The sequence below is a fragment of the Paenibacillus sp. AN1007 genome (assembly GCF_040702995.1).
In the GTDB taxonomy this organism is placed as follows: Bacteria; Bacillota; Bacilli; order Paenibacillales; family Paenibacillaceae; genus Paenibacillus.
The window spans coordinates 3,495,575-3,520,172 of record NZ_CP159992.1 but is presented as its reverse complement, the minus strand read 5'-3'; the positions used below and the strand labels follow the sequence as shown (position 1 = coordinate 3,520,172).

Sequence of the window (24,598 nt, the reverse complement as noted above, 5' to 3'; positions counted from 1 at the left end):
CATATCCATTTATAGATTTGTTCGCTTCAGTTTAATCGGCAATCCGGGTTGTGCCGTAGTTTGGACGAATCGGCGCCGGGAAATAACCGATTTGAACAGCATAGTCCAGCATACTTTGAATGAAGCGATCGTCGGTTTTGGCGCAGGTAATTCCGGCTGGTTCGACGTAAGCCGTTGTAACCGGCGACGCATAAGCATATGCCGAATCCTTTGCTCCATCACCCTCCAGCTGAGCGATCGCAAGCTGTAAAGCTTCCGGCTCTTTAGGAATATTCGCATCGAACAGCCAGCTGCTGTAGTCTTCAAACGGCATCGTTTCGACGTTATAACCAGCACGTTTCACGGCCTTGATTAATTCGTCATAACGAATCGGCTCCGGGTTACAGATGTGGAACACACGTCCGGCAGTATCTTCGCGCAGGGCCAGATGCACGATGGCTTCGCTGGCATAATTGATCGGCGTGAAATCCATCATCCAGTCTGCAGCAGGAGCCCTGCCCAGCAGCAGCATCGCTTTGATCATGCGGTAGATAGCATTACTGTCAATGTTCGTCTGAAAACGGCCGGTACGAGAATCACACGTCAGATTGCCTGCCCGGTAGATGCTGACAGGTACACCTTCTGCTGCGGCAGTCATGAGTACTTTCTCCGCTTCAAGTTTACTGTCAGAGTAGAGGTTGTCCACATGCAGATCTGCCGGGAAACGGTCATACTGCAGCGTGGACTCCCACTGTCCGCTAAGTGCCAGGTCTTCCGGTATACCCATGGTGGATACGTGATGGAATGAAGCTCCTGATTTGTTACGGATCAGATTGAGCAGAGCAACGGTGCCCTCCACATTGGTTTTGGCAAACTGCGATGCCTCCCCGAAATGCCGAACATCGGCAGCACAATGAATAATGCGATCCACGTTGGATTCAATTAAAGCTTGCTGCTCGCTGGAAAGACCGAGGTTTTTTTCCTCCAGATTACCTTCGACAATAACAACCCGATCAGCAAGCTGGTCAGCCAGTTGTTTGCCGAAATAGCCCTGCATGACTGAAGTCAAACGCTCCATGGCTGTCGTTCCATCGCTCGGACGTCTGACAAGAGCATAGAGGCGTGCCGCAGATTTCACAATCAGCTGCTGCAGCACATGGGAACCGAGATAACCAGTTGCGCCGGTTACCAACACGTGCTCAGGTTTAAGGATAGCAGGGTAGCCCAGCTGCGATGACAGTTCTACTGGATGCTCGGATAACTGGGTAATAGTGCCTTTATGGACAGAAGTATGTGCAGCAGCTGAACGCTGCTCCGCTAAAGTCTCAACCCGGCGAGCTAGTGCAGAGATCGTTTTTTCGGCAAAGAAATCGGCGATCTTGAGCTGCGGATAATGAGGCTTCAGAATAACCAACACGTGGATGACACGCAGGGAGTCGCCTCCAATGCTGAAGAAGCTGTCTTCGACACCAAAATCGTCATGCTGCAGAATTTGTTTCCACGCGTCATAGAGAACTCGTTCCGTTTCTGTCTCGGGCATCACTCGATCAGGCTGCTCTGTATGACGTTCCACATGCGGCATGGATACCATCGCTTTGCGGTTGATTTTTCCAGTCGGCGCAATTGGCATCTCATCCAGCTGGCAGATCCACTTCGGTACAAAATACGATGGAAGCTTCTCGGCGAGTGCTGCTTTGATGTCGGCTGCCGAAAGGGTGCTTCCATCTTTGGATGTGAAATATCCCACCAGCATGTTCTGACCATCCGCTTCTTTTTTCGGGATAACAGCAACGTCCTGGATCTGCTCCAGGCGGGCCAAATGATCCTCAATTTCCCCGATTTCTATCCGGTGACCGCGGATTTTGAGCTGAGAGTCGCTTCGTCCGACATATTCCAAATATCCTGTGTCCAGCAGTTTGGCAATATCACCAGACTTATAGATTTTTTCGCCGATTGCAAACGGATTTTCAATAAAAGACTGTTCCGTACGTTCTGGCTGGTTCAAGTAACCTTTAGCGAGCGCCGGAGTAGAAATATACACTTCGCCTGGAACGCCTACAGGACAGAGCTGCTGCTCTTCGTTGACAATGTACACTTTATAATTATGAATCGGTCTCCCGATTGGAATATTGACGACGTGTTCCGGAACCTGCTCACTGATCCGGTGCGTAGTGGTAGCGACAGTACATTCCGTAGGACCGTACACATTAACAATATCAATCTGATTGCCGAACTTGCGCTGGAATGACCGGACCTGTTCTCCATAGAGAGCTTCCCCCGCTACGGTGATGATCCGTACTTTGGCCAGCTTATGAAAGCCTTCATCAGATAGATAAGAGGCGAGTTGATTAAAGAAAATCGTAGGCAGAATCGTAATAACTGTTGTGCCGGTTCGCTCAATTGCAGTTGCAAACTCTTCGATAGATACGCGTTCTTCTGCCGATAACAGATAGAGCTCAGCACCATAGAACAAGGCGCCGATCGTATCCCATACAGAGGCATCGAAACTGTACGTTGCAAACTGTGTTAATACATCACCCGGTTGAATATCGCAGTCACGCTGCACGACGCTCCCCAGATTGGTTACGCCCCTGTGCGCAATCAGAGCGCCTTTCGGTTTGCCGGTAGAACCCGAAGTGTAGATAATATAGGCGAGATCATCAGGCTTAATATCCAGGTTAGGATTGCTGGCTGCGAACCCTGCGAGCTTGCCGTCTACCGAGAGAATTTGACGTACTGTAGAGATGCCGGAAAACAACTGTTTCGCCTGATCATACGAGGCTTCTGTTGTTAATACAAACGATGAAGCTGTATCTTCGACAATATAGCTGTTGCGTTCCTGCGGATGTTCAGGGTCAATCGGTACATATGCACCACCTGCCTTAAGAATACCCAGTAGTGAAATGATCGTGTCGAGGCTTCGATCCATAAAAATACTGACGAATTCACCCTGCTTCAGGCCGTTCGACATCAATACACGGGCCACTTGGTTTGCACGCTCGTTTAATTCCCTGTATGTATAACTTGCTGCAAGGGAGGTGATCGCCGGGGAATCCGGGTACGCTGCGGCAGTGGCTTCAAACCAGCCATGAATGGTGGAATGGACGGGTTCGAGTACCGCGGTGTCATTCATCTCACGATAGAGCAGACGGTCTGAAGCGGACAGTATATCCACTGAGCCAATCGCTTTATTTTCATCACGCAGGAGTGCAAGCAGCAGTGTCTGGAAATACGCTGCATACCGCAGCACAGTAGATTCTTTTAATAACGAACAGTCATAAAACAGGTCGAGTATGGTCTTATTCTGATCATAACGAACGTTCCAGTTCATCACTTGAGGAGACTGAGGCAGCTGTACGCTGTTCAGCATAAACACGGTCTCAGGATATCCACCTGTCTGTTGTGTGTAATGAATCTGCAGCTGCTGCACAATTTGTTCAAGGAGTTCACTGAACGTTGTCGTACCCCCCAGCTGTAATGAAAGATAAGAAGCGGCCTGATCCGGAGCGAGTACGCCGATCGCTAGTTCCTGTTCTGCAGACAATCGGAATATCAAGGCTGCATACGCTGAAAGGAATGCGGGGTAGACCATCTGCTCCCCAAACTTCTTTTTAAGTTCACGACTCAATGACGCTTCCAATGTTATATGAGTAGACTCATAAGAAAAAGTTTGCTGGCGGCGCCCATAATCCAGTGGAATCTGAAGAACGGGTAAGCCAGATTCCACACGGGATGATGATTGGTTTTCAATCACTTCAGTTTTCCTCCTTGGTTTAACCGAATGTCGGTTTAGTTTATTGCTGCTTGCTTACATTGAAATGGGCAATCAGTTCCTGCAGTTCTTCAGACATATCATTGAGCCTAGTGGAGGAGTCCACGAGCGTAATCAGGGATGCTTTCTGTTCGTCCACCGATACGGAGATCTGTTCACTGCTGTCTGCTGTCTTGCTTACACTTGCGGACAAGTCATCTGCTGTAGCTGTCATTTCTTCTGTGCCTGCAGAAATTTCCTGGGTTGCACTGGACACTTCCTGAATTTGATGCGAAACCTTTTTCGCCGCTTCCAGAATTTCATCGAATAACTGCCCGGTTTGATCTGCTGCGGAGAGACCTGTATCGACCTCAGAAGTGCCCTGCTCCATCGCCCGGACTGCTTGTTTAATGCCCGTCTGAATTTCCTGAATCAATACACCGACTTGGCTGGTGGCCTGTTCCGACTGTTCCGCGAGCTTACGTACTTCTCCAGCAACGACGGCGAACCCTCTTCCTTCTTCACCTACACGCGCTGCTTCAATAGATGCATTCAGGGCAAGCAAATTGGTTTGACTGGATATGCCTGAGATAATATTCAGGATATCGCCAATTTCTTGCGAACGGCTCTCCAGCACTTCAATGGCAGCTGCTGTGTTTTTTACGGATTCTGTAATTAGATTCATTTGTTGAGATACCTGGCGAACCACACTGTTACCTTGCTGTGAACGCCGTTCCATCTCATAGGCTTCATCTGCAACACTTGCGGAGCTGCTTGCGATGGTCTGAATCACCGTGGCCATCTCGGACATGGCACGTGCACTGTCACGTGTAGCCTGTTCCTGTGAACGAATGTTAGAAGTGATCTGCGTTACGTTATTGTTAATCGTATCTGCATTGTCGCTGTTGCGTTCTGACACTTCGTAGAGTTCCTTCGCAGATTGATTCACTTCCTGGGAAGTCATTTGCACTTTTACGATTGTATCGTTGATTCTACGTACCATGACGTTGAATTTCTCGTTAACAAGTCCCAGATCGTCTTTTCCCGTCGGAATGGTGACATCCAAATTACCTCTGCTGACTTCATCAATCCCTTTGATCAGGTGACGGATAGGTGAGAGGGTATTTTTAACGACAAGGTATTGAATAATCAGGAACAGAAGCAGAAAGGCTACGAGAATAATAATGCCATTGACTAACAACGAATTCAGGCCGGCTGGAACGGCACTTGCATCTGCATCAACCGCGAAATAAGCAAAAATTTTGCCGTTGCTGTCTTTAATCGGGTAAGCGATGGTTGTCCAGGTTCCGAAGTCATCCGAGTAGAAGGTTGTGAACGTCGGACGATCTGTACTCAGCATTTCTTTCAGAGCATTAGCTACAACGACCGGTTGTTCGTACATATCGCCAATATTTACTTTATCACTCTGAAAAGCCTCTCTCAGGTTCGTTGGCATCGCAACAAGGGAAGTTAACCGTTTGTTGTCTCCGCCAAGCTCCACACCAAAGATATAGGCTTGTGCAATGTTAGGATAATATTTTTGCATTTCGTCAAAATAAGCTCTGAGCTTTGTCTGTGCTGTACCATCATAGCTGCGTTCAGTAATTGCGGTTTGTACCTCTGCCGGGTTAATATCCTGGGCCCATTTTTTCGTAATCTGTGCGACCTGTCCATGCAGCTGATCGACCAGAATCGTTCTTTGGAAGTAGTAACTGCTTGCGATCAAAGCCACGCCGATAATGATAATGTTCGTGAATGATAGCAGCAGGTTTTTGGAGAAAAACGACATGTTTTTCCAACTTAATGATTTCACTTAAATTCCACTCCTGATCTTCTGTAAATTAAAAACTCTAAGGTATGCTCTTGTACAAAAGCTACTTCATTAGGTCATCTCCTTCAAAGGAAAGTATGCGACAATGGTCTTGGTTTCTTAGTCACTGTGAGAGACTTATGTACCTTATGAAACCTCATGTGTCTAATTATTAAAACACATCTATACCTATTATGTCGTGCAATATGTCGTTAAATTGAATAGTTTTGTTAAAAGTTTTTTAATTTTTTACGTATTTATGGACACATCATTCTTTTTATAGGTATTTAGTACTGTTTATTATTAAAAATTACCAATTTTTAGCTTCATTCTGTATTCTATAACATAGTGAGGAAAAATACACTATCTATCATTCATTTGTTGCTAGATAAGTTACTAGATAAAAGGTCTTCATTCAGCTTGATAAGCATGGATATACATCGGAAGAGGTTTTATCTATAATAACTACATATGGTTGTTTACAAATTACGAGCAGGCGGGTGTTAAATAATGAATCTGAAACAGATAGCGGCAGAACATGCGGCATCGTACGTTGAAGATGGAATGAAAGTTGGATTAGGCACAGGCTCTACCGCGTATTATGCGATATGCCGGATCGGGGAACGGGTTCGCGAGGGGCTGAACATTCAGGCCGTAGCCACTTCGGAGGCTTCGGACAAGCTCGCACGGGAATGGGGAATCCCGATCATTCCATTTGACCAGATCGGACGTCTCGATCTGACCATCGACGGAGCGGATGAGGTAGATCCTGATTTTAACCTGATCAAAGGCGGCGGCGGGGCTCTTTTGCGTGAAAAAATAGTAGCAGCGAACAGCGATAAACTGATTATTGTCGCTGACGGAAGCAAGGCTGTACATAAGCTGGGCAGGTTTCCGCTGCCGGTTGAGGTTGTACCTTTTGCATCCGAATGGACTTTTCAGGCACTTGAAACCATGGGATGCCAGCCGCAGTGGAGAATGGACGGGCAGGAACGCTATCTTACGGATAACGGAAATCTGATTGCAGACTGTCATCTGGAAGCGATCGATCATGCAGAAGAACTCAATGTGCAGCTGAACATGCTGCCAGGTGTTGTCGACAATGGACTGTTTGTGAACATGGCCAACATTGTGGTCATCGCCAAAGAAGACGGCAGTATTGACGAGCTTCACCGTCCGTAATGAATTTTTAAAAGGGAAGAGGGTGCCCTGCTGTATATGAAAGAACTGCCGCTAAGAGATGAGGAACTCGTTCTACGCTCGGTGGAGCATGAAGACCTGTCCGAACTCTATGAACTGATCTATAGCGATGAAGATCCTGAATGGAAAAAATGGGATGCGCCTTATTATCCACTTGAACGTGAACGTTACGAGCATTTCGAGCAGCAGACGCTTGGGCGCATGGAAACGGATCAAAAAGCTGCGCGCCCCTGTTCCATCCGGGTCATTGAAGCAGACGGAGAAATCGTGGGAATGATAAGTTATTATATTGAAGATCCGTTATCCATGTGGCTTGAGATGGGTATTGTAATCTATAAACCATCCCGATGGGGGAAGGGAATTGGCACAAGGTCGCTTCAGTTGTGGTCGAGCCATTTATTTAGAAAAATGCCTATTGTGAGGGTTGGATTGACGACCTGGTCTGGCAATGAACGAATGATGCGGGCTGCTGCCAAAGCTGGACTGCAGATCGAGGGAAGGCTGCGGAAGTGCAGGATCGTTGAAGGCGTATATTATGATTCAATTCGGATGGGGATGCTCCGTGAAGAGTGGGAGCAGCAGCCGTCTAATGAAGCGGACGGAAATGTATACAACTGATGGAGGATTATAGAAATGCTGAACACGGAGGATAACCGGGAACTGTCACTGCAGTTGTTCGTCGTTCTAATTCGAGCTTACAATTCGGTGACATCACGTTCCAATCGGGACATCCAGAGCCATGGACTCAATTCCACGGAATTTGGTGTACTTGACCTGCTGTACCATAAAGGACCGCAAGCGCTGCAAAAGATCGGTGAAAAAGTGCTGATGTCCAGTGGCAATATTACGTATGTGGTCGACAAGTTACAAAACAAGAATCTACTGTTTCGCCGCCCCTCCAAGGAGGACCGCAGGGTGATTTATGCCGAATTAACGGAGGAAGGTAAACAGTTATTCACGCAAATATTTCCACAGCATCATCAAGTCATTATTGATATTCTGGAAGGACTTGAGCCTTCCGAGAAAGTGGATGCGATACGCCTGCTGAAGAAATTGGGGCTTGCTGCAGAAGGCAAAACGGACCTGCGTTCCTAACGTAGATCCGTTTTTTTTGTGCCTATTAAATGGCGTTACTCCTAGCTGTATGACTTGCGTACAGCTTCATAATATAGGAAGATTGTTTTACAGCGCCCGAAAATGTATATACCGCATCATGTATAATAGAGCAGTAGTGCTGCCTAAGACATAATTCATATAGTTATAGATGAAGCAGATGGATGTGCAGTAGATTGCAGACAAAGGAGGAATGCGTCGATGAGCCATCGGGAGGCCGGAGAACGTCTACTTCAAGATGCAGGGATCTTGGCTGAGAAAATAACCGAAATGCAGTATCGGCTGCAGCCCGACTTAATGGAGCGTTTCGGTACGATCGGAAAAATTAGAACCAAGCAGGACTCACAGTACAGCCTCAGCTATCTGGCAGAAAGTGTACTCGTCAAAAGTCCAAGTTTGTTCACTCATTATATATCGTGGTTAAAAGTGCTGCTTGCAGGATATCGGGTATCGGCGGAAGATTTGGAAACGAATCTTCTGCTGATCAAAGAGGCACTAGAAAAAGAGTACGAGCATCCTCACCGTGAATTCCTTTTGGAATATTTGGAGATGGGCATTGATGTAACGAGGCATGCACAGTCCCAGGCCAGTTTTATCCATACCTCCATGCCCTATGGATTGGAGGCACAGGTTTATTTGCAGCATCTGCTTGAAAATAAACGAACGGAAGCTTTCGAAATGATCCAAGCGGAACTGGATGATGGAGCATCTATTCGTGATGTGTACCGGTACATTTTTCAACCCGTCCAATATGAAATTGGCCGGTTGTGGCAGCAGGGGCAGATTAGTGTGGGACAAGAACATTTTTGCACAGCGGCAACGCAATCGTTTATTTCCAGGCTGTATTCCAGATGGCTGATTCAGCCGAATCAGGGTAAAAGACTGGTCGCTGCCTGTGTCGGAAGTGAACAGCATGAGATTGGACTGCGTATGCTTACGGATATATTCGAGATGGAGGGTTGGGATACGTATTATCTCGGTGCCAACGTTCCGAATGGAAGCATCGTGGAGGCAATTGAACGGCATGAGAGTGATGTGGTGGCGATTTCAGTGACAATGACTTATCATCTTCATTTGGCTAAAGATCTGATCGAACGCATTCGTAATCATCCAGAAACGGCCCACGTCAAAGTGATGGTTGGTGGTTATCCGTTTAACATAGACCCAGAATTATGGAGGACAGTCGGCGCTGATGGCTATGCTCCGGGAGCGGAAGAGGCTGTTGCAGTTGCAGAGCGTCTGCTTATTCATCCGGTGTCGCTTGACAATGTAAGTACGGCAAGTGAATAGGAAAGGGATGAAGTGATGTCTAATGACAATGAAGAGATACAGAGGCTGCGAAGCACAATCGAGCAGTTATCCGACCAGCTGATTCGAAGCAAGGAGCAGGAGGAGCGCACACTGTCCGAATTCTCGGAAATGAACAATGAGTTGGCTACACTCCAGCGGCGACTGGCCAAGAACAATGCAGGCCTTGAATCAGCTCGGCAGCTGGCAGTGGCATCTGACGAATCAAAAAGTGCTTTTATGGCAGTCATCAGCCACGACTTTCGTACACCGCTGAACGGAATATTGGGAATGGCTGAGCTGTTGGCGCTGTCTCCTCTGTCAGAGGAGCAAAAAAATTCTGTTACGGTCATTCAGGATGCAGCCAGACTCCTGCTGAAATTAATACAGGACCTGCTGGATTTCTCCAAACTCAATGCGGGACAGATGCGCCTTGAACGGGGAGAAGTGAAGCTCAAGGACATTCTGGACCACATTATGCATCTGCTCAAACCGCAGGTTGAAAAGAAAAGAAATCAACTCATTATTGACTGTGATTCAAAGATCGCTGCTGTTCTTGAAGGCGATCCCACCAGAATTACACAAATTCTGATCAATCTGATTCAAAATGCAAACAAATTTACGACGGATGGCTCGGTTGAAGTGAAGGTTAAACTTGTAAAGCATCAAGTGAGTACCCAGATTGTTCGGTTTGAGGTGCGGGATACGGGAATAGGGATTTCAGAAGAGGACCAGGTAAATCTGTTCCAGCCTTATATGCAGACTGAACAGGGACGGTCAAAAGAGTATGAGGGCACGGGACTGGGTCTAACGATCTGTAAGTCACTTGTCACTCTAATGAATGGACAGATTGGAATCAACAGTAAAGAAGGTGAGGGCTCCACCTTTTGGTTCGAGCTTGAATTTGGACTAGGTATGGAAGAGGACGAAGAGGCTGTGCAGCAGGCTGATGCAGGCGCATCTTCAACGCATTCAGATACACCCGAAGAAGACTATCAATCCCTGCCAATTCTGCTGGCTGACGATAATGCCATTAACCGCCAGCTTGTGCTGCTGCAGCTCAGAAAGCTGGGGTTTTCCGAAGTCGAATGTGTACACAATGGCGAAGAGGCTGTAAATGCGTTTCGTCATAAAACATACAGTTTGATTTTGATGGACAGCATGATGCCTGTTATGGACGGCATGGAGGCTGCCCGTCAGATACGCACAATGGAGCGGAATGAAATGCGTCAGCCGACACCGATCATTGCGATGACTGGCAATGTGATGCAGAGCGAGAAAGACAAGTGTTATGAAGCCGGAATGAATGACTTTATCGGTAAACCGTTTACGTTGGAAGTGCTGGGCACGACTATTCGAAAGTGGCATTCGGCTTCGAAGCCTGTTGACATTCTGAATATGAACGTTGTTCGTGAAATTGCTGAATTAAATACGGACGGGAACGAAACACTGCTGAGTATGCTCCTGGAGATGTATCGTGCGGAAACACCGGGGAAAATCGAGGATTTGCGCAGACATGTCGTTTCAGCCGATCATGGTGCGGCAGCCGAGACAGCTCATGATTTGAAATCAGGAAGTCTGAGTCTGGGGATCAGCCATCTCTCAACCTTGTTCAGTCAGATTGAGGATTATGCCAAGGCAGAGCAGACACATCAGGCAGAACCACTGCTTGATCAGCTTCTTCCGGCATATCAGGCTGCCTGCGCAGCACTGCAGCAAACCAACCAAGATTGAAGTATGAAGCAGCAGTGCTGCGTCAACGTCATGTACAGAGTCGCTTTAACTTACTGAGAGCAGGGGAGGATTTCTTTTCATGATATTGTATGGTCTTGCGGCTCTGGTTCTAATCATTGCAGCTCTTCTGTGGGCTGGAGGACTTTATTTTTTCAAGACGGCGATTCGCCGCACCCCGAAAACATTTTTGGCAGATAATCCGAACCTGAAGACGGAGGCGGATGAAGAGCTGATCAGCAGTGCTTCTGATTTGAACTGGCTTGATCGTCAGCATGTCGAGACGGTTACGATTCAGTCCCACGATGGATTGAAGCTGTATGGCATCTGGCTCCCTGCGAAGGAAGAGTCTGACCAAACGGTTATACTCGCCCACGGTTATTCCGGAAAAGGCAGAGAAATGGCGGGGTTCGCCAGATTTTACGCAGAGACCCTTGGTTACAACGTATTAATGCCGGATGATCGGGGCCACGGTCAGAGCGAAGGAGATGTGATCGGATTCGGCTGGCTGGATCGGAAGGATTATGTTCAGTGGGTGAACTGGGTGCTGGAACGTGTAGGGAAAATTGCTGATATTGTGCTGCACGGCATATCGATGGGAGGCGCCACTGTGCTGATGACAGGCGGGGAAGAACTCCCGGCTCAGGTCGGAGCCATCGTATCGGATTGTGCCTATACCTCGGTTGAGGAGGAATTGACGTTTCAATTGAAACAGCTGTACAAGCTGCCGGCCTTTCCATTCATTCCGGTTACCAGTCTGATTACAAGATGGAAGGCGGGCTATTCTTTTCAAGAAGCATCGGCTCTAAAACAGCTCGCCAAAGTCAATGTTCCAGTTCTGTTCGTTCATGGTGAGGCAGATATGTTTGTACCCACGGAAATGGTCTATCGCTTGTACGAAGCCTGTCCTACGGATAAGGAATTACTAACGATTCCCCGTGCGGGCCACGGAACGGCTTTTCAGGTGGATCGAGACAAATACAAGTCGGTGCTGGGGGCTTTTTTGCAGAAACATATTCACAGCACCAGCCAATGATGAGCTGATTTCAATTACCAGAGTGGATTCGGGGTATTCATGTATTATTGAATCAAGTTTTTGTTTGGAAGGAGATAAACATGCCGCGCATCTCAAGAGAGTGTTCTTATTGTCATGAACCTATGGAAGCGGATGAATTCAAATGTAAATCATGCGGCAACATGGTTACGACCAAGACGGCTAAGCCGGAACAGCCTTACATGGCGGAGTATGACGAATCGGTACTGGACCAGTACTCGATGGTGCTGCTTGTGCTTATGACGCTGTTTTTTGCTCCCATTGCCATGACCGTCGGTGGAGTGCTGTTATTTAATGACCACGCAGGCAAACGAGACGCCGGGAAAATCCTGGTTACGGCCAGTTTGATTATGATGGTTGTCTATGTGATTCTTTTTTTCGCTTTCTGGTGAACGTTACTGTGAACGTCTAATTCCATTTGCAGGAGGTACCAGGGATGGGAAAACAACAATTTGAGGCTGCACGACAAGCTGAAGCGGGTTATCATTCTGACTTTTATAAAAACAATGAACTGTTTGAAGAAGGAACATGGATGTCCAGACCGATGCCCATGGTGATGGATATGCTGGAACGTCTGCTTGTTCACAAGCAGGAATTACGTGTACTTGATCTCGGATGCGGGGTGGGCAGACATACGATCCCCATTGCCCAGCGTCTGGCACAGACTAACAGTCAGGTCATCGGTGTTGACCTGCTGGATGAAGCTGTCGATGGGCTCCGTAAATATGCGAAGCAGTATCAGGTAGAACAGATCGTACAGGCTGAAAAGGGAGATGTCGAACACTATCCGGTTCAACCGGATGATTTTGATTTTATTGCGGCATGTTCATGTCTTGAACACACATCGAGCAGAGAGGCTTTTCTTGAAACGGTGGAGCGGTTAAAAGCAGGCACCAGGCTGGGAGGCATCCACTGTATTACGATGAGCACCAGCGTGGAGGAGAAGGAAATTCGAACAGGGCGTCAGATCGAACCGTTAATCGAGTTGAATCTGCCTACATCCGAAGCCATTACCTTGCTGGAACAGGCATATGAGGGATGGAACATTCTTTTTCAGGAGCACGTGACCCAGACGATTGAAGAAGAAAAGTATGATGAACCAACGGAGTTTAGATGTGAGCTGCTTCGGTTTGCTGTTCAAAGAATGGATCGCTAAGTCTTGAACTTTGCATAGTTAACATCTACAATACGATAACGGGTTTCATTATTGGTAATCTTCGCAGATTCGATGAGGTCTTATAAATGCGAAGGTTGGAGTGAGCGTTAATAGTATTGGAGGAATTGTGTTGTTGAAAAATTTGAAACCACGCCTGCAGGAGCCGGAAGTGCAGGAACTGCTGTCCTACTCGGTCTTTCCGGACCCGGATCAGGTGGATCAAGCGATCCAGCAGTATGCAGAACAGGATGCTCTGTTCCTGTCCGGTTATGAGGACGAAGATCAGCTGGTCGGTCTGATTGGATATGAACATACAGGAGCGAGTGAAATTACGATTCGCCATATTGCAGTGCTTCCAGAGAACCGGTTCAAAAATTACGGTCGGGGCATGATCTCCCAGCTGCTTGCAGCACACAATCCCGACACATTGATTGCTGAGACGGATCAGGAAGCGGTAGAGTTTTACCGTAACAGCGGATTTGTTGTATACAGTCTCGGCGAATTATATCCGGGTATTGAACGTTTTCGCTGTGTACTTGAGAAGGAAGACGAGGAAGACTTGTAAAGCTGAAGTGTGTGACGAGTACAGCGTAACATTATATTCAGATGAATCAGATAGGATGTTTGGCTTGGCATATGTGCTGAGCTGAATGTCCTGTTTTTTTGTTTTAAACATAGGAAAAAAGTATTGCCCTACAACATAGTTTCATTATAGAATAGTTTTGTTCATGAATAGTTCGTTATGTGAACTAATTTTGAGAGGAGGAAAGGATATGAATACTCCGGACGCCAAAAGCTTAGTGAATCGTTATCTGGATGCTTCGTTTCTGGTCAACAAGCGTTTTGATACGCGGATACGTGAAAAGGTAGGTCAGACCGTTACGACAGATCAGTTCTGTGCACTGCGTCTGATTCACGAGAAACCGGAATGCACGCCTTCGGATCTGGCAGAGCTTCTGTGTGTAGGCAAGAGCAGCATCACGGCTCTGGTCAACAAACTGGCTGACCGAAATCTGGTACATCGTACAGGGGACGAACGCGACCGCCGTGTCATCTATCTGACGCTGACGGATGCTGGTCATGAGCTGTACAGGGAGACAGAATTAGAGATTCAGAAGGTTTTGGAACCTTATTTGGAACATTTTACGCCGGAAGCGGTCCAGAATTTTATTGATTCATTCGAGAAGCTGGCAGCACTCCTAACACAAGAAGAAGGGCTGGAGAAGTAATGAGAGCGATATTAAAAGGGCGCTGGTGGATCATGGGGCTGTGGATTGCCGCAGCCGCCGTATTGATGTTTACCGCGCCAAACATGAGTGAGTTGATTCGCGAAAAGGGGCAGTTTTCTGTCCCGGATGGGTATTCTTCCACGAAAGCTGCGGAGATTCTGGATGAAGCGGCAGCCCAAAATGGGGAACAAAAAGGGACCTCCATTGCACTGGTATTTCATAATCCGGATGGTCTTGGCACAACGGGCAGACAAGAGGCCGAAAAAGCGGTCAAACTGCTTGAAGCCGATAAAGAAAAGCTCGGCATTTTGTCTGTTTTAGAGCCGTTCTCACAGCCGGAATTGTCAGACAAAATGATTTCGGCAGATGGTAAAACTATTCTGACTTCGCTCTCGATTGAAAAGGGTGATCGCACCGTCAAGGAAATGCGAAATGACCTGAATGGTGCACTGAAATCAGTCAATGTTGAGCATTATATTACAGGTAAAGGTTTGATTGATGAAGATACGATTGAGAGTTCTCAGGAAGGACTCAAGAAATCCGAGTACATTACGGTAGTCTTCATTTTGCTAATTCTTTTCCTGGTGTTCCGTTCGTTTGTAGCTCCGTTTGTACCGCTGCTGACAGTGGGCATCAGTTATATCGTATCTCAGCAGATTGTTGCATTCCTGGTAGACGGAGTTAATTTCCCGCTCTCCACGTTCACACAAATCTTTATGGTGGCCGTTATGTTCGGGATTGGAACAGACTACTGTATCCTGCTCATCAGCCGGTTCAAGGAAGAGCTGGCACACCATGAGAACACGTGGGATGCGATTATTGCTACATATCGTACGGCAGGTAAAACGGTGTTTTTCTCAGCTCTGGCGGTATTGGTAGGATTCGTGGCGATCGGTTTCGCGCAGTTTATGCTGTATCGTTCTGCGGTAGCTGTAGCTGTGGGAATCGCCGTGATGATGCTTGCACTTGTGACCATTGTGCCGTTCTTTATGGCCGTGCTGGGCAGGAAGTTATTCTGGCCATCGAAAGGCTCCCTGGAACATGCCGAGAGTAAAATCTATGGCGCAGCAGGCAAATTTTCACTTAAACGACCGTGGGCAGCCCTGCTGATTGCTGCCGCAGTGACGGTTCCTCTTCTCATAACATATGATGGGAAGTTATCATTTAACAGTCTTGATGAAATTGGTGACAAATACGATTCGGTTAAAGCGTTTAACATTATCTCGGACAGTTTTGGGCCGGGTGAATCCCTGCCGGGGCAGATCGTCATTCAAAACGACGAAACGATGGATAACGCCAAATATATGGCTGCAGCCGAGAAGATCAGCCGCGAAGTAGAAAAGGTTCCCGGGGTTGCGGGTGTGCGCAGTATGACACGTCCTACAGGGGACGAGATCAAAGATTTTGAAGTGACTAAACAAGTAGGTACTTTATCTGATGGCTTAGGCGAAGGGAAGACAGGTCTGGACAAAATCAGCGACGGTCTGAGCAAAGCCAGCAGTGAACTGAGTAAAAATGAACCTCAGCTCAAAGAAGCTGCGAATGGGGCTGGAGCGCTGACCAAGGGCACAAGCCAGCTGCAATCCGGTATTTCACAGCTCAGCGATGGACTGAAACGGATCGAAAAAGGCATTCGCGATGGTTCTTCCGGGGCGGGGGATCTGAAAGCGGGACTGCAGCAGGCAAAAACCAGCGCAGACCAGCTTGCCAAAGCGAATGATCAGTTACTGCAGGCCTATCGCCAGGCTGGAGCTGGTGTGGTTGCTCTGGGTGATGGAACGAAGGAGCTGGAGCAGCAGTTGACTGGTGTTTCAACGGCATTGACGAGTTTGTCCCAATCCTTCTCCACGCTTGAAGAGCGTTATCCAGAGCTGCAGCAGGACGCCGACTATCAACGGATCAAAGGCACGATCGGTCAAACAGGTTCAGGCACAGCACAGCTTGCACAGGGACTGTCCCAAATTCAGACGAACCTGAGTGCGGCTGCGGCCGGGATCAATAAAGCGAATGAAGGTTTTGCTTCTGCAGCATCCGGGCAGAAGGCGCTGACTGACGGTTTGGGCCAGATTGTAGCAGGTATTGGACAACTGGAATCAGGCTTGAAGCAGGCTGCGGACGGTCAGGGTAAAGTGATTAAGGAAATCCCTTCTATCCAGAATGGTCTCGGTCAGCTTCAGGGGGGACAGGAGAAGATCCAGCAGGGCTTCTCGGATCTGAGTGGTCAATTGACGCAGCTGACGGATGGATTGAATCAAAGTGTCGATGGAATCAAGAAGGTGTCGGGTGGTCTCGATTCCGCTCAGGATTATCTGACACAACTGCAAAATTCACCGGATTCCGATCTTGCAGGCTGGTATGTTCCTGAAGAAGCCTTGAATAACAAGGACTTCAAGAAGGTATTTGATACGTATCTGTCCAAGGATCGCAAGACGATGATGCTGGATGTTATTTTTGCAGAGAATCCGTATGGTAAAGAAGCGATTGACCGTGTGCCCGATATTGAAGCGGCAGTAAATCGTGCCGTTCAGGGCAGTGCGCTTGAGAAAGCTGACATTGCCGTAGGTGGTGTAACCAGTACGTTTGCAGATTTACAGTCGATTTCAAATAAAGACTATACACGGACGGTTATGCTGATGCTGGCAGGAACATTTATCATTCTGGTTATCCTGCTGCGTTCTGTGATCATGCCGATCTACCTGATTATTTCACTGCTTCTTGCATACTTTACAGCTATGGCACTTACGGAGGTCGTCTTTGTAAATATTATGGGTTATGCAGGAATCAGCTGGGTTACTCCTTTCTTTGGTTTCGTGATGCTGATTGCTCTAGGCGTGGATTACAGCATCTTCCTCATGGATCGTTTCAATGAAAACAAAGGCATGAGAGTCGAGGATGCGATATTGTATGCGATGAAAAACATGGGAACCGTCATTTTGTCGGCAGCGGTTATTCTAAGTGGAACTTTTGCCGCGATGTACCCTTCAGGGGTGCTCTCGATGATGCAAATTGCGACTGTTGTGCTCAGCGGCCTGGTTTTATATTCCCTGTTATTCCTGCCATTCTTCGTACCTGTAATGGTGAAGATGTTCGGCCGGGCGAACTGGTGGCCGTTCCGTAACAAGGAACAGTCAGAATCCAATGATTCCAATCATACTGTAGGCATGTAATCATCATCGATATGTAATACGGGAAAGAGGCTCTGCCGCATGATGCGGTGGGGCTTCTTTTTCGTGACAATCCACTTAACCAAAGAAAGGTTTCTGCCTAAGGACACTATCCCGCGCTCTGGCTGATTGGCTTTCATATGATATATGGCAGTTAATGAATAATCAGGAAGATCAGCAGAGAGAGGGGTGGCGGGATGGTATATCGTTATGTGGCTGTAGGAGATTCCTTGACCGTGGGTACAGGAGCGCTCCTCGGGACCGGTTTTGTTCCAATCTATCGTCGTATGGCAGAGATGAATCTGCGTACGTTTGTTTCCATGGACAATTTAGGAGTGAACGGACTGACATCCGGGGAACTGCTGCAGATGATCAATGCCCATCCGCGGGTGCGTCAAGCACTGCGTGAAGCAGATATCATCACATTATCCATTGGCGGCAACGACCTCATCCGTACGTTTAAGGCCAGCGGCGGGATTCCGAGTGCCGGGAGAATGACACAGGTACTGGGTGAAACGCGGCAGCACGTATCCCAGGTGATGAGACAAATTCGGCAGTTAAAAGGGGATCATAAGTATTTTGTTCGTTCTATCGGATTGTACAACCCGTATCCACAATCGACAGAAGCTGCATATTGGGTACGGCAGTACAATGTTTATCTGAATAGTGCCGGCTCAGGTAACTACGCCTGTGCACAGGTATACGACAAGTTTGAAGGACGAGAGCGGGAGCTGCTGTTCTGGGACAGAGTCCATCCGAATGCTAGGGGATATCGGGTGATCGCGGAGCAGTTGAATCGAACGGGCTATGTTCCTTTTGCCTAAATGCTGAACATGACTGGACCGGTCAGATAACTTTGGATATGATGAAAGGGTTCATTCAAACTATCGTAACAGAGGAGTTATAACCGGTGTCTAACAAACAGCAGCATTCTCTTCTTCCGTCCGAGCAGCAGCTGATATCTAACGTGCTCGATTTATACGGATTCACATCAAAGTGGCAGGCCGAACGCAGCAAGGGCGGTATGAACAACACCACCTTTGTGCTGCACACTAGTGAAGCACATTTTATTATGAGACAATACGAAACACATAATGATCAAATGAAAATAGCTTTTGAACACGGTTTGCTGATCGCACTGTCGGATACAGCGTTTGAACTTGATGTGCCCAAACCTGTCATCTCGTTATCTAATGGTAGTGAGACAACGGATCAGGTCCCTACGGGAAACCAAGAAATGTACAAAGAAAATAAGAAGACGTACCAAGTCATTCGAGATCATAACACGGGCGCCATAAAAATCGTAACGTTGTTTCGTTATCTGGAGGGAGTCAACCCCGTATGGGATTCTCCGGGTCAGCTTCTTCAATTAGGCCGGGCGGCAGGCCAGTTATCGTCAGCCCTCGCAAGACTTGAATTGGCACTTGAACCGGTTTATCCGCCATATTATCGGATTGACGAAGCTTATCCGCTCTGTACGCCCGTTCATCTGCTGGAGCTGTGTGCTTCGCCGCCGCAGATGCTTGCAGCTTGTTCGGGAGAACTGGAGCAGCTGCGGCATGAGCTGCCAGGTTTGTTCGAAGCTTTGCGTGGAATGGAACAGCTTCCGCATCAGCTCGTACATGGCGATGTGAACGCATCGAATGTGCTGTTTGATCGTGAAGGGAATCCAAGTGCGATTCTTGATTTTGAGTTTGCTACCTGGGATCTGCGGGTTATGGAACTGGCTGTTCCGATGTCTGATATGCTGACCATGGACAAGAGTGAAGATTGGATGTGGCAGGCGCAGGCGAGCTTGATTCGGGGATTCCGGGAAAAAGTTGGACTCGCAGGTGAGGAACTGAAGGCCATTCCTCAGTTAATCCTGCTTCGCAGTCTGGATGTGGTGATGCATTTTATCAGCCGAATGATGGAAGGAACAGATGAGCCAGGGGTAGCGGTACAGCAGATTGTGAAGCTGAAGCAGCGAATCGACTGGATGAGGCAGCATGAGGATCGGTTACGCCAATTGTTAATGGAATAACTTGTGACTAATGTAAACAAAGTGCACGATCTCTGCTTTGGTTAAGTAGAGACCGTGCACTTTTCATTTTCACACCCAGCATACATGAATACAGCTCTACAAGCCCCTTTTACGGAACCAGCTTCGAACAGCCCAGCGTCGCTCCTGGCGCTTTTTATATTTTGGCAGCGTCCGATATACATGGATGGATTGCTCAAAAGCTTGTTTGGCATCTTCGCTGCGGCCCAGCGAACGATATACGGAGCCAAGCAGATAGAAGGCTTCACTGGAGGAGGAGTGGATCTCCTGAAACTGCTGCACATAATGAAGCGCCTTGTCACGGTCCGTATCTTTGAAGGCTGCGGCAAGGCTCAGGTAAGGCTCGCCGTACTTTACTCTAGGATTAATCTCAAGCGCATGTAAAATATGACGTTCGCCATCTGCGACGCTGCCCAAGTGCAGTTCAGCGGTACCCAAAGCTTCCCAATAGTCCGCGGATTGTTCGTACGGACGTTCCAGTTCAAGCAGGAGAGCATGAGCCTCACCGTAACGTTTGCGTTCGATCAGCAGTCTGGCCAGTTCCAGCTTGGAAGAGACTTCGTTCGGATTCAGTGCAAGCTGCTGCTTGAGCCGGGACATGCTGCGCATTCGTTTGAACGGTTTGGTGAAGCTGGGGAACACGCCGACAAACCGCCGATCCAGAAAGTATAGAATGACAAGCAGGATCAGAATGGCAAGGAATGGATTGCCAATGATCTGCCACAGCAGACCAAAAATGAGGAATTTAATAATCACAGATTCAACTCCAGTACCTTTTTAATCGTATCCGGTACGCTGCGTACGCCCTGAATATCATAGCATATCCCCTCTTGGAAGAATATGTGTGTCTATATAGTTCAGCGATTACGCACCATGGTTCTCCGGTAAGCAGCGGGTGTAGTACCCGTCAGTTTTTTGAACTGTCTATAAAAATGGGGCAGGCTCTCAAAACCGCAAGCATCTGCGACAGCAGCCATCGTTTCATCCCTCTGTACGAGATGTTCTTTGGCCATAATGACTCTGCGGGCCAAGGCATAATCAGTCAGTGTCATACCTGTATATCGCTTGAAAGCGCGGCTGAAGTGTGCGGGAGACACCGCAGCTTGCTGTGCGAGATCTGGTAAGGATAACCCGCTTCGCAGTTTATGATCGATGTCAGTCAGTGTTGAGGAGAGCCAGGTCGGAGCAGGAAGTGAAGGTGCGGTGCGAGCGGGTCCCGCAGCAGATTCCAGTCGTTCCAGGAAGATAAGCAGCAGCTGCAGGCGGAGCAGTGCAGCGTGAGCGCTTAGATGATGATCTGACCGAAATTCGGTATGAATATCGTCGATCAGTGCAGATACCTGCATACGATCGCTGCTGTTCAGATGTCTTTTGTATACACGCCTTTGACGGCAGCGTTCGAACGGATGCAGTAGGGAGGAGGACATTCCTCCGGCCGTGGAGGCAAGCAGCCCTGGACTGAAAAAGAGAGCCGAAGAAGTAACGGGGTTGCCGGCATCCGGCAGAGCACGGTGCACGGTGCTGCCAGGAATAAGAAACAGATCTCCCTCCTGCATATCTTCAAGACCCGTATCGATAAAAATACTTCCTTGTCCCCGATAGACATAGATAATCTCATGCCAGTCATGCAGATGATCCGGCAGCTCATTTTGCGGAGATTTGGTATCACTATAGACAAGGCGAAATGGAATGCCGGATTCGGTATGAATGGTCGTGCGCACAGGTGATTGTTCCATAAGGGCTCCTTTGGAGACGAGATTCGCTGAATGTGATAAAGTCATGAAAGAGTATATTTAACACAAAATAAGCAATTTAATTTCCTTTTATTGATGATACAATGAATTTAAAGCGTTTACAATAATAGGATGCTGCTTCTGCAGCTGCATTCTGAGTTCCCAAATAATCGGTGAGGTGAGTGTCCATGTCTGCAAGCACTAAGCGGCCAAGATTAAAGATGCATCTGCTCGGTAATGATAGTCAGCGCAAATGCAAAGAAATGATTGAACGTCCCGTCAAAGTACTGCAGATCGGAGAAGGTAATTTTTTACGGGGATTCGCAGACTGGATGCTTCATGAAAGTGCCCGGCAGGGCAAGTTTCATGGCAGTGTAGCTGTTACACAGCCTCGGCCTGGGGGAAAGGCCAAGCTTGAGCAGATTCGGGATCAGGACGGACTGTATACGATGATTACGCGAGGTCTGTTTGAAGGAAAGCGTGTGGAGCGAACGGAAATGGTTTCTGTTTTTTCACGGTTTATTAATCCATATGAGGAATGGCAGACATTTCTGGAGCTTGCGGAACTGCCATCGCTTGAGTTTGTCATCTCGAACACAACGGAATCGGGCTTGAAATATATACAATCAGACTATATCCCGGGTGAACCGGTTCAATCGTTTCCAGGCAAATTAACCGTTTTCCTGCATCAAAGGTATGTACGCTTTGACGGAGATCCTTCCAGAGGATTGGTTCATCTTCCATGTGAGCTGCTGGAGGGGAATGGTGACGTCCTGCGCAGCTGTGTACTGCGTCATAGCGAAGACTTCGGATATTCCGATGATTTCCGCTTGTGGATTGAGCATCACAATCTGTTCTTGAATAACCTGGTGGATCGCATTGTAACGGGTGCACCTTCTCGGGAAGAAGCGGATGCACTCACAGCGCGCTGGGGATATCAAGATCAGTTAATCAATACGGCGGAGCCTTATCATTTCTGGGCGATCCAAGGCGAGGAGTCACTGGACAAGCGCCTTCCGCTCAAGCAGGCCGGACTGAATGTGCATTGGGTAAAAGATCTGAAACCCTATCAGCTGCGGAAAGTTCGCATCCTGAACGGTTCACATACGCTGATGTCCTCTTTGGGCCTGCTTCGCGGTAAACAGCATGTAAGGGAAACAATGGAGGACCCGCAGTTCAGCTCATGGATCAGGGAAGCCGTACTGGAAGAGATTGTGCCTGCGATGGATATGCCTGAGCTTGAACTGGAGCGCTATGCGGAAGAAGTGTTTGAACGCTTCCTGAATCCTTACATTGATCACAAGCTGCAGGACATTGCGCTGAATACGGCTGGCAAATTCAAAGTACGTGTACTGCCTACTCTTCTCGCTTACGAACAGAGTCAGGGGAGCTGGCCTGAGCGGTTAATCCAAGGTTTTGCAGGATTTCTGTACCTATATCGCCCTGTGCATACGGAGGAGGGGTACAAGGCCTACCTTTTAAACGGTGAATCCATAGCTCTAAGAGACGACCCGGACGTGCTGGAGGCTTTGGCGGCACATTGGGATGGTTACCAAGATTCGAATAATAAGGCAGCTGAGCTGGAGAAAAGAGCTGCTGCCGTGCTCTCTGATGAAAGGATCTGGGGAGAGAATCTGGATGAAAAAGAAGGACTGCGAGCAGCCCTTGTCCATGAAATCGGTAAACTGGAAGGTGAAGGGAAATGAATACAACTAGTACAGTGAGTGAATGGATTGCGATCCAGCCTCAGGACGATGTCATCATCGCCCTTCGGGATTATGTAAAGGGAGAGCGTATTGATCTGCCGGACGGGGCGGGGTTTACACTGCGGGATGATGTGCCGAAAGGACACAAAATCGCTGTGCACGATCTCGCACAAGGAGCAGATGTTATGAAATACGGCTTCTCCATCGGTACTGCACAGGAACCGATCGCCCAAGGAAGCTGGATTCACAGCCATAATTTGAAGACGGGTCTGCATGGACTGCTTGAATATGAATATCAGCCTGGGCAGCCAATGGCTGTAGACATGCCGCCGGAACATTTACGCTCTTTCGATGGTTACCTGCGTCCGAATGGTGAAGCGGGAATCCGTAATGAAATCTGGATTGTGAATACGGTAGGATGTATTAACAAGGTGTGTGAAGCCCTTGCACGTATGGGACAGTCCCAATTTGGCAGCCGGATTGACGGGGTATACCATTTTCCGCACCCTTTCGGATGCTCACAGCTTGGGGATGATCTGAAATATACGCAGCAGCTGCTGGCTTCGCTCGTGGAACATCCAAACGCGGGTGGTGTGCTCGTCATCGGTCTGGGATGTGAGAACAACCAAGTGGATGAATTCCGTGAGTGCATCGCACCGGAATATTGGGAGAAGGTACGTTTTCTTAAAGCACAGGAGACCGATGATGAGCTTGAAGAAGGACTGCGTTTGATGGAGGAGCTGGTGGAGGCTGCGGAGCAGGAGAAACGTCAGCCGCTGCCGCTGAGCAAATTGAAAATTGGTTTGAAATGCGGAGGTTCGGATGGCTTATCCGGCATTACTGCGAATCCGCTCGTAGGTGCTGCTGCCGACATGCTCGTTGCTGCGGGGGGGACAGCAATTCTGACGGAGGTTCCGGAGATGTTTGGTGCGGAAACGATTCTGATGAATCGGGCTGCGGATGAGCATGTATTTAACGATCTGGTCGATCTGGTGAACGGCTTCAAGCAGTACTTCGTGAATCATGGTCAAAATATCTATGAAAATCCTTCACCGGGTAATAAGGCAGGCGGCATCACTACACTTGAAGAGAAATCACTCGGATGTACGCAAAAGGGAGGTCGTTCCCCGGTCGTCGATGTGCTGCGGTATGGTAAACGAGTGACCAAAACCGGGCTCAACATTGTCGAGGCACCCGGCAATGACCTGGTTTCCGTGACGGCTCTATCTGCGGCAGGCGCTCACATTGTGCTGTTTACGACAGGGCGCGGTACACCTTTTGGCGGACCGGTCCCTACGGTCAAAATTGCTACGCAATCGGATTTGGCGAATCGTAAAAAGCACTGGATTGACTTTAACGCAGGTCAGCTGCTTGAAGGACAGACGATGGATCAAGTCAAAGAGCAATTATTCAGTCAGATCATTGATATTGCTTCAGGACGTGCGCAGACATTGAGTGAGCAGCACGGTTTTCGAGAGATCGCCATCTTCAAAGATGGGGTTATTCTCTAAACTTCTAAACTAAACGTACCTGCTGCAAAATAAAATAAGGCAGCAATCCGGCTCTGCTTGCAGCAGACAGCCGAATTGCTGCCTTATTCAGGTTTGATGCCTTACGCATGGATGAGCCGCTCGGCACAGGAAG

The 24,598-nt window shown here is 48.2% G+C and carries 19 protein-coding genes; 15 read left to right on the top strand and 4 right to left on the bottom strand.

Annotated elements, in window-relative coordinates; genetic code table 11:
- Positions 1-31 precede the first annotated feature (31 nt).
- Both ABXS70_RS15560 and ABXS70_RS15555 read right to left on the bottom strand, forming a co-directional pair.
- Positions 32-3,733 (bottom strand): amino acid adenylation domain-containing protein, encoded by a 3,702-nt coding sequence (locus tag ABXS70_RS15560; RefSeq protein ID WP_366289001.1) that lies wholly within the window; start codon positions 3,731-3,733, stop codon positions 32-34.
- A gap of 40 nt (positions 3,734-3,773) precedes the next feature.
- Entirely contained in the window at positions 3,774-5,519 is a 1,746-nt protein-coding gene (locus ABXS70_RS15555; RefSeq protein ID WP_342556297.1) for a HAMP domain-containing methyl-accepting chemotaxis protein, read from the bottom strand.
- 531 nt (positions 5,520-6,050) lie between these two features.
- On the opposite strand from ABXS70_RS15555, the gene rpiA reads away from it, so the two are divergent.
- The 13 genes from rpiA (at position 6,051) to ABXS70_RS15490 (ending at position 19,497) form a co-directional block, all read left to right on the top strand.
- Positions 6,051-6,722: a ribose-5-phosphate isomerase RpiA gene (gene rpiA, locus ABXS70_RS15550; protein WP_342555390.1), complete on the top strand. Its 672-nt coding sequence runs from the start codon at positions 6,051-6,053 to the stop codon at positions 6,720-6,722.
- 36 nt (positions 6,723-6,758) lie between these two features.
- Positions 6,759-7,358 (top strand): GNAT family protein, encoded by a 600-nt coding sequence (locus tag ABXS70_RS15545; RefSeq protein ID WP_342555391.1) that lies wholly within the window; start codon positions 6,759-6,761, stop codon positions 7,356-7,358.
- 15 nt (positions 7,359-7,373) lie between these two features.
- The gene (locus ABXS70_RS15540) at positions 7,374-7,835 is read left to right on the top strand and encodes a MarR family transcriptional regulator (RefSeq protein ID WP_342555392.1); all 462 of its coding nucleotides are present in this window, start codon (positions 7,374-7,376) and stop codon (positions 7,833-7,835) included.
- 219 nt (positions 7,836-8,054) lie between these two features.
- Positions 8,055-9,143: a cobalamin-dependent protein gene (locus ABXS70_RS15535; protein ID WP_366288996.1), complete on the top strand. Its 1,089-nt coding sequence runs from the start codon at positions 8,055-8,057 to the stop codon at positions 9,141-9,143.
- 15 nt (positions 9,144-9,158) lie between these two features.
- A complete protein-coding gene (locus ABXS70_RS15530; RefSeq protein ID WP_342555394.1) occupies positions 9,159-10,874 on the top strand; it encodes an ATP-binding protein in 1,716 nt (571 codons plus the stop codon).
- Positions 10,875-10,953: 79 nt separating this feature from the next.
- The gene (locus ABXS70_RS15525; RefSeq protein ID WP_342555395.1) at positions 10,954-11,907 is read left to right on the top strand and encodes an alpha/beta fold hydrolase; all 954 of its coding nucleotides are present in this window, start codon (positions 10,954-10,956) and stop codon (positions 11,905-11,907) included.
- Between the two features lie 80 nt (positions 11,908-11,987).
- Positions 11,988-12,317 (top strand): hypothetical protein, encoded by a 330-nt coding sequence (locus ABXS70_RS15520; RefSeq protein ID WP_342555396.1) that lies wholly within the window; start codon positions 11,988-11,990, stop codon positions 12,315-12,317.
- A 44-nt stretch (positions 12,318-12,361) separates the two neighbouring features.
- Positions 12,362-13,081, top strand: a complete 720-nt coding sequence (locus ABXS70_RS15515; RefSeq protein WP_342555397.1) for a class I SAM-dependent methyltransferase — start codon at positions 12,362-12,364, stop codon at positions 13,079-13,081.
- A gap of 127 nt (positions 13,082-13,208) precedes the next feature.
- Positions 13,209-13,646: a GNAT family N-acetyltransferase gene (locus tag ABXS70_RS15510; protein WP_342555398.1), complete on the top strand. Its 438-nt coding sequence runs from the start codon at positions 13,209-13,211 to the stop codon at positions 13,644-13,646.
- Between the two features lie 208 nt (positions 13,647-13,854).
- Positions 13,855-14,310, top strand: a complete 456-nt coding sequence (locus tag ABXS70_RS15505; protein ID WP_366288990.1) for a MarR family transcriptional regulator — start codon at positions 13,855-13,857, stop codon at positions 14,308-14,310.
- Complete coding sequence (locus ABXS70_RS15500; protein WP_366288987.1) at positions 14,310-17,477, top strand: MMPL family transporter; 3,168 nt, start codon at positions 14,310-14,312, stop codon at positions 17,475-17,477. The genes ABXS70_RS15505 and ABXS70_RS15500 overlap by 1 nt, the downstream gene beginning before the upstream one ends.
- Positions 17,478-17,671: 194 nt before the next feature.
- Positions 17,672-18,298 carry a GDSL-type esterase/lipase family protein gene (locus ABXS70_RS15495; protein ID WP_366288984.1) on the top strand — a complete coding sequence of 209 codons (627 nt, stop codon included), beginning with the start codon at positions 17,672-17,674 and terminating at the stop codon, positions 18,296-18,298.
- An 86-nt stretch (positions 18,299-18,384) separates the two neighbouring features.
- Entirely contained in the window at positions 18,385-19,497 is a 1,113-nt protein-coding gene (locus ABXS70_RS15490; protein ID WP_366288981.1) for a phosphotransferase, read from the top strand.
- A 96-nt stretch (positions 19,498-19,593) separates the two neighbouring features.
- On the opposite strand, the gene ABXS70_RS15485 is transcribed toward ABXS70_RS15490, so the two are convergent.
- Both ABXS70_RS15485 and ABXS70_RS15480 read right to left on the bottom strand, forming a co-directional pair.
- Positions 19,594-20,271: a tetratricopeptide repeat protein gene (locus ABXS70_RS15485; protein ID WP_342555403.1), complete on the bottom strand. Its 678-nt coding sequence runs from the start codon at positions 20,269-20,271 to the stop codon at positions 19,594-19,596.
- Between the two features lie 101 nt (positions 20,272-20,372).
- The gene (locus tag ABXS70_RS15480; protein WP_366288978.1) at positions 20,373-21,251 is read right to left on the bottom strand and encodes an AraC family transcriptional regulator; all 879 of its coding nucleotides are present in this window, start codon (positions 21,249-21,251) and stop codon (positions 20,373-20,375) included.
- A 185-nt stretch (positions 21,252-21,436) separates the two neighbouring features.
- Between ABXS70_RS15480 and ABXS70_RS15475 the strand changes: the two genes are divergently transcribed.
- Entirely contained in the window at positions 21,437-22,954 is a 1,518-nt protein-coding gene (locus tag ABXS70_RS15475; protein WP_366288976.1) for a tagaturonate reductase, read from the top strand.
- Complete coding sequence (locus ABXS70_RS15470; protein ID WP_366288973.1) at positions 22,951-24,465, top strand: altronate dehydratase family protein; 1,515 nt, start codon at positions 22,951-22,953, stop codon at positions 24,463-24,465. Before ABXS70_RS15475 ends, ABXS70_RS15470 begins: the two co-directional genes overlap by 4 nt.
- The last annotated feature ends 133 nt before the right edge of the window (positions 24,466-24,598 follow it).